At 57.8% G+C, this 12042-nt stretch carries 10 protein-coding genes; 5 read left to right on the forward strand and 5 right to left on the reverse strand.

The window, feature by feature from the left end:
* Window positions 1-6: 6 nt before the first annotated feature.
* Genes ubiB through ubiE form a run of 3 tightly spaced genes read right to left on the reverse strand, consistent with a single transcriptional unit; the run spans window position 7 to window position 3079 of the window.
* Entirely contained in the window at window positions 7-1650 is a 1644-nt protein-coding gene (ubiB, locus tag Q0Y21_RS00855) for a ubiquinone biosynthesis regulatory protein kinase UbiB (protein ID WP_297790628.1), read from the reverse strand.
* A complete protein-coding gene (locus Q0Y21_RS00860; RefSeq protein ID WP_297790630.1) occupies window positions 1647-2288 on the reverse strand; it encodes an SCP2 sterol-binding domain-containing protein in 642 nt (213 codons plus the stop codon). The genes ubiB and Q0Y21_RS00860 overlap by 4 nt, the downstream gene beginning before the upstream one ends.
* Window positions 2288-3079, reverse strand: coding sequence for a bifunctional demethylmenaquinone methyltransferase/2-methoxy-6-polyprenyl-1,4-benzoquinol methylase UbiE (ubiE, locus tag Q0Y21_RS00865; RefSeq protein WP_297790632.1), 792 nt, complete (start codon window positions 3077-3079; stop codon window positions 2288-2290). The genes Q0Y21_RS00860 and ubiE overlap by 1 nt, the downstream gene beginning before the upstream one ends.
* A gap of 113 nt (window positions 3080-3192) precedes the next feature.
* Between ubiE and Q0Y21_RS00870 the strand changes: the two genes are divergently transcribed.
* On the forward strand, window positions 3193-3471 hold the full coding sequence (locus Q0Y21_RS00870; RefSeq protein WP_297790634.1) for a polyhydroxyalkanoic acid system family protein: 279 nt from the start codon (window positions 3193-3195) through the stop codon (window positions 3469-3471).
* Window positions 3472-3492: 21 nt separating this feature from the next.
* Here the strand turns inward: Q0Y21_RS00870 and Q0Y21_RS00875 are convergent, their stop codons facing one another.
* Both Q0Y21_RS00875 and Q0Y21_RS00880 read right to left on the reverse strand, forming a co-directional pair.
* The gene (locus Q0Y21_RS00875) at window positions 3493-4242 is read right to left on the reverse strand and encodes a hypothetical protein (RefSeq protein WP_297790636.1); all 750 of its coding nucleotides are present in this window, start codon (window positions 4240-4242) and stop codon (window positions 3493-3495) included.
* Window positions 4243-4312: 70 nt separating this feature from the next.
* Entirely contained in the window at window positions 4313-5236 is a 924-nt protein-coding gene (locus tag Q0Y21_RS00880; RefSeq protein ID WP_297790638.1) for an alpha/beta hydrolase, read from the reverse strand.
* Between the two features lie 348 nt (window positions 5237-5584).
* Here Q0Y21_RS00880 and Q0Y21_RS00885 point away from each other — a divergent pair, with 348 nt between their 5' ends.
* From Q0Y21_RS00885 to Q0Y21_RS00900, 4 genes are all read left to right on the forward strand, one after another.
* Window positions 5585-6997, forward strand: coding sequence for a WS/DGAT domain-containing protein (locus Q0Y21_RS00885; RefSeq protein ID WP_297790640.1), 1413 nt, complete (start codon window positions 5585-5587; stop codon window positions 6995-6997).
* Between the two features lie 220 nt (window positions 6998-7217).
* Window positions 7218-8321 (forward strand): porin, encoded by a 1104-nt coding sequence (locus tag Q0Y21_RS00890; RefSeq protein WP_297790642.1) that lies wholly within the window; start codon window positions 7218-7220, stop codon window positions 8319-8321.
* Between the two features lie 128 nt (window positions 8322-8449).
* Window positions 8450-9730, forward strand: a complete 1281-nt coding sequence (nosP, locus tag Q0Y21_RS00895) for a nitric oxide-sensing protein NosP (protein WP_297790644.1) — start codon at window positions 8450-8452, stop codon at window positions 9728-9730.
* On the forward strand, window positions 9705-11966 hold the full coding sequence (locus tag Q0Y21_RS00900; RefSeq protein ID WP_297792451.1) for a NahK/ErcS family hybrid sensor histidine kinase/response regulator: 2262 nt from the start codon (window positions 9705-9707) through the stop codon (window positions 11964-11966). Before nosP ends, Q0Y21_RS00900 begins: the two co-directional genes overlap by 26 nt.
* The last annotated feature ends 76 nt before the right edge of the window (window positions 11967-12042 follow it).

Genomic DNA, 12042 nt, shown 5'->3' on the forward strand with positions numbered 1-12042 from the left:
AAAATGTTACCGGCCACCCCGGACGACCAGCCCGGTCGCCACTGCGAGCATGGCCCAGCCCCACGGGGGCATTGACTGGGCCAGGGTCGGCAGTTCGTACTGGGTACTGAGCCAGGCGCCACCCACCAGGGCGGCTGCGATAAGGGTTCGTCGCCAGCGTCTTTCCGCCCGCTTCTGGTTGTCCCGCAGGATCTCCAGTGTAGCGCGATTCTGCTCTTCCGTGGGGCCGGAGCTGCGTAGCTGCACCAGGGTGTCGTGTACCAGTTGCGGCATTTCCGGGGACTGTTCAAGCCAGGCTGGCAAATGCGACTGCAGTGACTTGATCAGCCCGGACGGACCGATCCGCTGGCGCATCCAGCTTTCCAGGAATGGCTGGGCGGTACTCCACAGATCCAGATCCGGGTATAGCTGGCGGCCAAGACCTTCCACGTTCAGCAGGGTTTTCTGCAGCAGCACCAGCTGCGGTTGCACTTCCATATTGAAGCGTCGGGCGGTTTGGAAAAGCCTCAGCAGGAAGTGGCCGAAGGAAATATCCTTCAGGGGCTTCTCGAAGATCGGCTCGCACACGGTGCGGATGGCGGCCTCGAATTCGTTGACGCGGGTGTGTGGCGGTACCCAGCCGGACTGAATGTGCAGTTGCGCGACCTGGCGATAATCGCGGCGGAAGAAGGCGAGCAGGTTACGCGCCAGATAGCTTTGGTCGTCCGGCGCCAGAGTACCGACAATACCAAAATCGATGGCGATGTATTTCGGGTCTGTGGGATTACTGACATCCACAAAGATGTTGCCGGGGTGCATGTCGGCGTGGAAGAAACTGTCGCGGAAAACCTGGGTAAAGAATATCTCCACGCCTTTTTCCGCCAGCACCTTCATATCGACACCGGCTGCCTGCAGCGCCGGTATGTCGGCAATGGGAATGCCGTGGATGCGTTCCATGACAAGTACGGTTTTACGGGTGTAATCCCAGTCAATGAACGGAATGTAGATCAGTGACGAGTTTTCGAAATTACGGCGTAACTGGCTGGCGTTGGCCGCTTCCCGTTGCAGGTCCAGTTCATCGTGGATGGTGGAGTCGTAATCTGCCACCACCTCGACCGGATGCAGTCGCTTACCCTCGGACCAGTATTTTTCCAGAAGCCCGGCCATCAGGTACATCAGGCCCAGATCCTGCTGAATGACTCTCTCTATACCCGGTCGCAGCACCTTCACGACGACTTTCTGGCCGTTAAGCAGGGTGGCAGCGTGCACCTGGGCGACGGACGCCGAGGCCATTGGGTCGGCGGAGAACTCGTTGAACAACTCGGCAACGGGCGCGCCCAGGGAGGTTTCAATGATTTCCCGCGCGGCGGTGCTGGGGAAGGGCGGGACGCGGTCCTGAAGGTGCTTGAGTGACTCGGCCATGTCATCGGGCAGCAGGTCGCGGCGCGTTGACAGAATCTGGCCGAACTTCACGAACACCGGCCCCAGTTCTTCCATCGCCAGGCGTAGGCGGTCACCCCGGCTCAGTTTCGGTTGCGGAAACAGGTGCCAGGGAGCAAGGAGGAAGAACACTTTGAGTGGGCCGGGCAGCTCGGCCAGCGGCAGGAACGTGTCCAGCCGGTAACGGCAAAATACCCAGGCTATTCGGAACAGGCGTTGCAGACGGGTCACGGTGTCTCCGGAGGCTCTTCGTTAGTGTGGCGTTCCAATAGCCCGAGACGGGCCTCCAGCCGTTCAGTGTGAAGGCTCAATTGATCGATATCCTCAAAGGTGGCTTCCAGCTCCCGGCGGCCCGGCAGGGTCTGGCTTTCCTCGTGCACGTATTCTTCGATATTGGCGTTGAGGGCGGTAAACGCCTGGCGACTCCACTTCACAGCACCGCGAATGCGCTGGCCGATAAAGTGGGCTGGTACATCGCCCATATGGCGGGCCAGGGCGGCTTCCCAGTCGGGCTCAAGCTGGTTCAGCGCCCGCTGGAACTGGTGTGCCAGGGCGGTGTCGCCGATGACCTGGATGCGGCCATGGCGGAACACTTCGCCGTCGCCGGTAGCCAGCGCGGCGAACGCCATGGGTTTGCCCGCCAGCTGTAATGCCGGAATCTCGGCCGGCTGACTGCAGACCTGAACCCGATCCCCAGTCTGATAAAGTGTAAACGTCAGGTGCAGGGGGGCGGTCAGGGTAAATTCTACCGGCCCCGTCAGGGCACCCATTAACGCCTTGTGACCAGCCGGATCGAGTTCCAGGGCGCGGTTCAGGGCGCCCTCAACAACGGCGGTCATGGCAGAAAGCAGGGTAGGGCCGGGAAACATCAGGGCTTGATTCCCACGTGCAGGGCAACGATGCCGCCGGTCATGTTGTAGTACTTGCAGTTCACCAGTCCGGCCTGCTCCATCATGCCCTTGAGGGTGTCCTGATCCGGGTGCATGCGAATGGACTCCGCCAGGTATTTGTAGCTTTCGCTGTCACCGGCAAACAGCTGGCCCATCAGGGGCAGAGCGTTGAAGGAGTACATGTCATACGCCTTGTTCAGCAGCGGGTTGGTGGGCTTGGAGAATTCCAGCACCATCAGTTTGCCGCCAGGCTTGAGTACCCGTGCCATGTCCCGCAGGGCCTGATCCTTATCGGTGACATTACGAAGGCCGAAGGCGATGGACACTGCATTGAAGGTGTTGTCTGGAAACGGCAGGTGTTCGGCGTCCGCTTGGGCAAACTCGATGTTGCCGGCATAACCCCGGTCCATCAGGCGACCGCGACCCACCTGCAGCATGGAGGCGTTGATGTCGGCGAGTACGACTTTACCAGTAGGGCCAACCAGGTCGGAAAACTTCATGGTCAGGTCACCGGTGCCTCCGGCGATGTCGAGCACCTGATGCCCCGGGCGGACACCGCTTAGCTCAATGGTGAAGCGCTTCCAGAGCCGATGGATACCCATGGACATGAGGTCGTTCATCAGGTCGTATTTGCCGGCCACACTGTGGAAAACCTCAGCCACTTGGCCGGCCTTCTGGTTTTTCGGCACATCGCGGAAACCGAAGTGGGTGACATCGTCCTGCGGGGAGCCTGGCTGATTATCATTGGCCGGCGTTTGTTGCTCGCTCATGGGGGTATCCTGTCAGAATCTGAACCCCGTATTCTAACGGTTAGGGGGGTGGCTACAAGTTTATTACCCCCTTAAACTATAAAACCTCCCAATTTTTAAGAGAAACCTGATTCATGTCTGTAATCGATGTTCATCGCGCCCATTCCCTGGACAAGGAGCACGCTCGCGAAGCGGCGGAATCCCTGGCGAAGGATCTGTCCAGACAGTTTGATGTGAACTACCAGTGGGACGGGGATGTGCTGCGCTTCAAGCGCAGTGGCGTAAAAGGCCAATTGACCATCGACCACAATGACCTGCACATCCACCTGGAACTGGGCATGCTGCTGAGGCCCTTCAAATCTCGGATCGAGCAGGAAATTCACTCCCAGCTGGATCAGATCATCAAGGCCTGATCTGCGATGCCGTTGCTGCGATTACAGGTCTTTCGGCAGGCTGAACGGGGCCGGGTGCTCATTGAAGATATTGTCCAGGACCTGCCGCTCTCTCGTGACCAGTCGCTCGATTAGTGAGTCAACATCTTCCATTTTCCGGAAGGCGGTGTAGCCTCGGTGCAGGAAGCTGTGGAGGTCGCTCAGATCCGCCATTTCCGCCGGCCCGCGGGTCATGCTGAGCAGCCAGCCCAGGGTGCGGTTGCGAACGTAGTGATCCAGCTGCTGCCCCACCTCGGCCACCAGTGCAATCTGGCGCTGGCGTTGTGTCAGGTTGTGACTGGCGCGAAAGGCCCTGCAGTATTGTTCGTTGGTAATGGCGTCACGCGGTACTTCGCGCTGGGCGAGCTGTTCTGTCAGCTCGAGATCAAGTTGTTGGGTAACCAGGTTCAGCTCCACCAGTCCGGCGAACGTGTTGAGCAGGCTATTGGGCAGCCACTTCACCATTTTGGGGAACACGCGGTCGATGTTGTCGTCGCGACGGGTCATGTGTGCCGGGGCATACAGGTCGGTAAGCAGAAACTCCAGGCCGGTGTGGTAGCCGGGGTGCCGGTAAAGATCCTGATGGGTTTGTTTCAATCGTTCCGCCTGCCAGTCGGCAACCCGGAAAGTATCTTCCAGTAATGGATGAGCCGCCTTGCGCTGGCGGAAATCGTGGTACTCAATCAGCAGCAGCTGCAGCCGACGGGCGCTGTCAGAGTGAACTTCGGTAGCGACGAGGCGCTCGCGGTACATGAAGGGGGCTCCGGTAACCTTGTGGCAGAAAACCTGCGAGTTTACCGGAGCCGACAGTCAGATGGCAGTCTCAAGCCTCAGCGGATGCCTGCAGGGTTTCGAGACCAGGTACCCATTCCTTGTTGTCCAGCGTGATGAAGTGGCTTAGGGCCTCGGTTTCCACAATGCGCATGGTTGTCGGGCTTTGACGAGCGCTGGCCAGCATGGCCTTGCGGTCAAGAATGCGGTCCACCGCGGGAATCAGGAAGGTGCCGTGGCGAACGTTGTTGTAAACGCTGGTATCCGTGCGCTCCATCCAGTCCATGATGTTCTCGATGTTGCGAACAATGGTGAGATGATCCTTGGTGGAGGAAAACAGCTTGCTCAGCAACTGCTTCTTACGGGGATTCATCTTTCCGAAAAACGTCTGGCCATAGGCAGAAGACGGCGCACTGTTGATCAGGCGAATCAGCCAGGGCCACATGCCGTGGCTGACCGGTTCCAGTATGGTAGTGACCAGTCCGTGGAGTTTGCCCTGGGGCAATACCGGTGCTTCCAGGACCACTTCCACGTTGTCATAGAGTTCCGGCCGCTGGTGAATAGCCTCGAGGATGACCGCGCCGCCCCGGGAGTGACCGTGAACACGAATGTTCTCGGTGCCAGGAAGATTGGCAACAGCCTGGTTCAGTATGCAGGCGTCGTACTCAATGGTGCCCTCGAGGTGCTTGATGGGCACTTCCCATTCCGGAGTTTCCGGCGTCACGCCGTTGACCGGGATGTGGTAGTTGCTGCAGGTCAGCAGAATAAGTTCGGTGGTCGGCGCTTCATAGGCCTGCGTGAAGTAACAGTGGTTCTCAAGGAAACCGTGCACACCAATAACCGTTTGTTCCGCCTTACCACTATGGTTGCGGACGGAAACTGCACCTTTGCCTACACGGTAGACACGCCCCGAGAACATCTCGGAGTAGGCGCTTTCAATCGGTTGTATCAGTTTGCGAACATGGCTCGCTTTCATAACCGTTCTCCTGTCAGCACCGTGGAAGACTGCTTTTGGATTTGTGGTGTGCTGATAGTGACTGTTGTATCGCGTTCCCGGACCATAGTTATTGGCACTGGTTACTCAATATACGAACGCCCACGGCCAATAGTCTGCTTGGTTGGCAGGTAGACACCCGCCCGGGGCTCAGTTAATAACCATTCCATTAATTCATATAACCAGTATAGAGGCGAAGGGTTAATTGCGCGTAATTTTTTGTAATTCTGCGAAGAGGACGCCTTATATGGAGCCTCTCGTCCTTGTCTGGCACAATGCTGGATTCGCCAATTATTCAATGTTTGTTAATTCACCCGGGGACAGCCAGATTTGAACCAAGAGGACTCACATCTCCTGTTACCTGTGGATTCCGCATGGCTGTCCCTGGAAAGACCCGAAAACCCGATGACCATAACGGTCATGTTGCGGGTCGACGGGCTGACGGCGGCACGGTTGCGGGAATTTCTGGAGGCCTACTGGCTCGCCTGGCAGCGCTTCCGGTGCTTGCCTGTAAAGCGACCGCCGGGCTGGTGGTGGGAAGCGGATCCCGTGTTTGATCTCAAACATCACCTGCAGGTGGCTCCCGGCGCGTTTTCCGGTGAAGAACTTCAGGAATGGGTCTCCGCGCGTCTGAATGAGCCCCTTCCGGACTACCGGCCGCTGTGGAAATTCTGGCTTGCGCCTGATGCCGAAGGTGGCGCGGCCCTGTTGCTGAGAATGCATCATTGCTATGCCGACGGTTTGTCCCTGCTGGGGGTCTTCGAAAGGATTTGCACACCCTCTCCGCAACAGCTACCAGCCATCTACGGTTCTCAGGAAACCGCCCAACTCCAGAGCTGGAGGATGGCGGCCGGCACCTGGCTCAGGGATTTGATTGGTGATGAAATAACGGCGGTCTCTGGAAGCCGTTCCGGTGATGTGTCCGGTCGTGTGGACGGCTCATCGGGCACGTTGCAGGACGCTGGCAAGGTACTTGAGCGGGTCGCCCATGGCGGCCTGAAACTGGTTAACGAGATCAGCCAGTTTCTGGTGGAGCCGGAAGATTCCCCCTCGTCTCTGAAACGCCCACTACTTGGGCGTCGCCATTGTTGCTGGTCGACGCCCGTGGCGCTGTCACGGTTTCAGGAGGTTGCCCGATTAACCGGCGTCACCATCAACGATGTCCTGCTCAGCTGTGTCGCGGCCGCCGTGCGCAGGCAACTGGTGGCCAGTGAGGCCGACCTTGACGAAGCCGTTCTCCACGCGGCGGTGCCAGTGGATATCCGTGGCCAGTTACCTGCAGGGATCAAGCCCGAAGCGGGGGCGCTGGGCAATTGTTTCGGCACCGTGTTCGTTCCTCTCCCGGTGGACGGTGAAAGCTCACTGGAACGGCTCTATCGAATCAAACACGAAACCCGCCGACTGAAAAAAAGCTGGCAGCCCGGTCTTGCCTGGGGCCTGACCGCCAGTGCGTCGCTGGTACCTGAGCCCTGGCGCCAGTCTCTGGCCGATGTGTTCTATCGCAAGGCGAGTGCCGTCGTGTCCAATGTGCCAGGTTCCCATGAGGAGCGGTATCTGGCCGGTTGCCGCATTACGGAACAAATGTTCTGGGTGCCTCAGGCCGGGGACATTGGTCTGGGGGTAAGTATTGTCAGTTATGCGGGCCAGGTTCAGTTCGGGGTCGTGGCTGATGAGGCTGTTATGGCGTCCCCCTCGCGGTTCCTGGCCGATTGCCTGGAGGAGCTGGAAGCTTTCCCCGGCTGATCCGCGTCCTCATCCTTTACCTGTGCCCGTATCTGGCGGGTATTAATCCCAAAGTCCTGTTTCTCAGGCCTCCTAAAAGATCAGAAAACCTGCCCCCTAGGCGCATTTTCCCCGCCACAGCCATAACCGACCATGGAATTCAGGCGACAGACCTACGCCTGGGACTGCCGGATGAGTCGGCGTCCCGATCCCAGATTTCCTAAAAACAACCGGGGGAACTATGAACAACAACAATTTTCGAAAGTCAGGGTTAGCGATTGCGATGGCTGCTGCCATGGGTGCAAGCGCCAGCGCCAATGCTGCCGTTGAACTTTACAACGAAGACGGCACCAGTTTTTCTGTTGACGGTTATTTCAACGCTTTCTACGTAAACCGTGACGACAAGGTGTCCGATACCCGCAATTCAGATGTGAAGATGGGGTTTCTGCCGAATACCATTGGCTTTAATTTTAGCAAGGAAGTGGGCGACCTGACCATGGGTGGCCGCTCCTCGTTCTGGAGCACGATCAATGACAGTCTTCAGTCGCCAACGGATACGGCGATCGATGTTCGTCAGCTGTATGCCACCGTCGATGGCTCGTTCGGTCAGGTTCTCATCGGTAAGGATTTCGGATTATACGCCCGTTCCAACATCTTTCTCGACGAAGTCCTGATGGGCTTTGGCTCCCCGGGAGCAGCCACCGGCGTCTCTTTCGGTAACATCCGTACCGGCTACCCGTATCCCAATCCGTCAGCTCAGATTACCTACCGGTCCCCGGCAATGGGTGGACTGAAAGTGGCAGCGGGTATCTTTGAACCGGCGAATACCACTCCCGGTGCCCAATCCGAGCAGTCGGCACCGCGCTTCGAGGCGGAAGTTACTTACAGCGCCGATCTCAGTGGCCTGGCGTTGACCGGTTGGGTTAATGGTCGTCATCAGAGCTCGGAAAATGCGACCACTGAGATCGACAGCCAGGGCATCGGCTATGGTCTTAAAGCAGCGGCTGCAGGCTTCTCACTCACTGCCTCCGGCTTTACATCGGAAGGGGATGTGCCCGTGCTGCTCGTTGATGGGGCACTTGCTTCTGAAGAAGATGCCGACGGCTATCTTGCTCAGGCATCTTACACACTGGGTAGTAATCGCTTCGTGGCCTCCTACGGCGAAACGGATTCGGATCAGGGCGATTTCGAGACGGAAAACACCTCCCTGGCGGTTTTCCATTCTGTAAACAGTAACTTCAAAGTGGTTGCCGAGTACAACATGTTCGAGCAGGAAATCAAATCCTCGGGCGCGACTGCAGTGGATGCCGATACCATCGCCCTCGGCGCCGTCATCACGTTCTAAGCAGCAGCCATCGCTACGGAAGATGGGAAGTCCTCCGTAGCGCCGGGTTGTCTAAGACTAAAGTGCCGGTTTGTCTTCGTGCAGACCGGCAGCGCCGCCAGGCATTGATTCGGGAGGTATTTTAATCAATGGCTTACGATCATTTTGGCGCGCCTATTAAAAGCACTGAAGTCGCATTGGCTGCGTTTGCGGATGCCGTAGAATCGGTGGAAAGTCATCCGTTCTCGGGATCTGCGTTTATGAAGTCAGCGACGACCCTGCCCGCCGTCCGGGTAGCGAGCTCCAGTGTTCGCGACCCGATGCTGGCTGCTACCAATCTCGCCAGTCAGCTTAATCATAAGCACCTGGGTTGTGTACTGTTCTTCTGTTCCGCGGAATACGATCTCGGTCGTCTCGGAATTGCCCTTGAGCACGCTTTTCAGGGCGTACGTGTGTGCGGGTGTACATCAGCCGGAGAGATTACACCGGATGGTTATGGCCGCGGATGCATAACCGCCATCGGCTTCGATAACCGTTACTTTGCCATTGATTGCGCACTGATTCGTGAGCTCGACCGGTTTACCCTGCAGAACGCCCAAGGCGTCATAGACGGACTGCTTTCCACATGCCGTGATGCGAAGCTCGCGCCTGTCAAAGGAAACACCTTTGCAATTACCCTCCTTGATGGGCTTTCCAGTCGGGAGGAGCTGGTGTTGGCGACGCTCAACGCAGCGCTCGGGACCATACCGCAATTTGGCGGGTCAGCCGGTGACGACGAGCGTCTTGCCAATACCCATGTCTTTTACGATGGGCAGTTTCATACCGGGGCGGCGACCGTTCTGCTGGTTAATACGCCTCTGGATTTCCGGGTGTTTTCCACGCACCACATGGTTGAGCGCAACGAGAAACTGGTTGTTACCGATGCCTGCGCGGAAAGTCGTACCGTATATGAACTCAATGCCGAGCCTGCGGCAGATGCCTATGCCCGGGCTGTCGGCGTCGATGTGGATGCCCTCGATCGCAAGGTGTTCGCGCTGAGGCCCATGGGGGTGAAGATTGGCGGGCACTATTTCGTGCGTTCGGTCCAACGGGTCAATCCGGACAAGAGCCTCACATTCTACTGTGCTGTGGAAACCGGCATTGTGATGACGGCCATGGAGCCCGAAGGTCTCCTGGACAGCGTACGGGCCCAGATCGAAGCGTCCGAGCGAGTGGTGGGACCGCCGCTGGTGACCATCGGGTGTGACTGTTTCCTGCGTCGACTGGAGGCAGAGCTGACCGGGGAAGTGGAGGCGGTGTCCGAATTCCTTCGCCATCACAAGGTGATCGGTTTCAACACATACGGCGAGCAGTTCGACGGTATGCACATCAACCAGACCTTTACGGGGGTGGTCATTGGCCAGCCTGAAGCCCGTGCCGTGCAAGAATGACGTTTCCGCTGAGAGCAGGGATCGGCGCATCGCCGAGCTTGAAGCGGAGAATGAACGCCTGCGCCGCATCCGTGATGCCCTGATTGTGCGGGTGGAGTCTGGCTCCGCCCATAAGCCTGAACCCTATGCAGCCTTTGAACATTCCGTGGTACTGGCTGAGCAGGTGCGTGAACGCACCGAGGCGCTCAATCAGACCATGGAGGAGCTTAAAGCCAGTAACAAGGCACTGAGCCGTGCCCGCGTCGAAGCCGATACCACCCGCCAGCGCCTTAGTGATGCCATTGAGAGCATTGCTGATGGTTTTGTTCTGTTTGATCACCGGCATCGACTGATCCAGAGCAACAGTCGTTTTCGCAGTTATTGGCGTCATGCTGGTGTGGAGGTGCCGGAGTCGGGCACCTCCATTGCCGAAGTGAAACGGCAGGCTGTCAGTTCGGGGCTGGTTGTGGAAGAGCACAGTCATCCGGATTCGGAGGGTGTTGTCTTCCTGTTGGCCAATGATCGCTGGGTACAGATGACAGAGCGGCCTACCCGTGAGGGCGGGTTGGTTGTGCTTTATTCCGACATCACCGACGTCAAGAACAGCGAAATGGCGCGTCGGATCAAGGCGCTGGAAGAAAGTGAGCGCTGGATTCGGGTGGTGACAGACCATGTGCCGGCACTGATTGCCTATGTCGGCGCGGACCTTACCGTGCAGTTTTGCAACAAGGTGTACGAATCCTGGTATGGCCGCAAGGGGGAATCTCCCCTGGGTAAAGCACTGGTCGATGTGCACCCCGCCGATCTGTATCAGCGCCTGTTGCCACAGATGCAGCAGGCGCTGGCGGGGCACAGTGTCACCTTTGAGTTTGAGGAATGCGGTGAGCAGGGCGACATCCGCTATATGCTGCGTTCCTATGTGCCTAATTTCAATGAAGACGGAGAGGTGACCGGTTTCTTCGTGTTGATCCGGGACATCACCGATCGCCGCAAGACTGCCCTGGCGCTGGAACAGGCCTATGACAATCTGGAACGACGGGTCAAGGAGCGTACTTCTGCGCTGACCGGGCTTAACAATCAGTTGCGTCAGGAAATTACCGAGCGGGCTGCGGTAGAGGCCAGGTTGCGGGATGCCAAACTGGAGGCGGAAAGGGCGAACCTGTCCAAGACCAAATTCCTCGCCGCCGTCAGTCATGACCTGCTGCAACCCCTCAACGCAGCCCGCCTGTTTACCAGTGCGCTTCTGGAACAATCGTTCGGGCCCAAGGCCGAGGGGCTGGTACGGTCAGTGAGTACCTCCCTGAATGATGTTGAGAACCTTCTGGGTACCTTGGTGGACATTTCCAAACTGGATGCCGGGGTAATCAAACCCGACGTGACCGCGTTTGACCTGCGGGACCTGCTCAATAACATCGCCCGGGAATTCCGGCAAATGGCCATGGCTGAAGGCCTGCGACTGGACTTCGTGGCAAGTTCCGCAATCGTGGAATCCGATTCCCAGCTTCTGGCCAGGATTCTCAGGAATTTCCTTACCAATGCCATCCGCTATACGGGTAAAGGTCGTATTCTGCTCGGCTGCCGGCGGCGGCAGGATCACATCTTGTTGCAGGTCTGGGATACCGGCCCGGGTATCCCCGAAGACAAACTGACCGAGATCTTCCAGGAGTTCAAACGCATTCGGCCAACAGGGTCTCAGCCGGACAAGGGGCTTGGTCTGGGGCTGGCCATTGTGGATAAGATCTCACGAATGCTGGGCCACGAAGTGAGTGTGGCTTCCATTGAAGGTAAGGGCTCGGTGTTCAGCGTCAAGGTGCCGCTTGGACGACTGCAACCCTCGCGACCGGCAGCGGATCAGAACCGGACGGTGTCCTTTGACAGCGGTCTGGGCGGCGCCCGGATCTGGGTGATCGATAATGATCAGTCCATCTGCCAGGGCATGAAAACGTTGCTGGAAGGTTGGGACTGTCGCGTGATGACGGCTGTGTCTCTGGAGGATCTGGAGCGCCAGCTGGACCCGGCTGACAGTCCGGTGGACCTGATACTGGCGGACTACCATCTGGACAATGAAGAAAACGGTGTGGATGTGGTGGCGGAAATCAATGGTCGCCGTCGTTGTCCGGCACCGGTGGTGATGATTACCGCCAATTATACCAACGAGCTCAAGCAGCATATTCGTGAGCTGGGGCACTTGTTGATGAACAAGCCAGTGAAGCCGCTGAAGTTACGCAGTGTGCTGAGTCATTTACTGAGAAGTTGAGATCGCCGATGGATGTCGGATTACGCTTTGCTAATCCGACCTACGCGGGGGCCGACGTTACGTTTGTAGGTCGGAT

This window comes from uncultured Marinobacter sp. (assembly GCF_947259545.1).
Lineage (GTDB): Bacteria > Pseudomonadota > Gammaproteobacteria > Pseudomonadales > Oleiphilaceae > Marinobacter.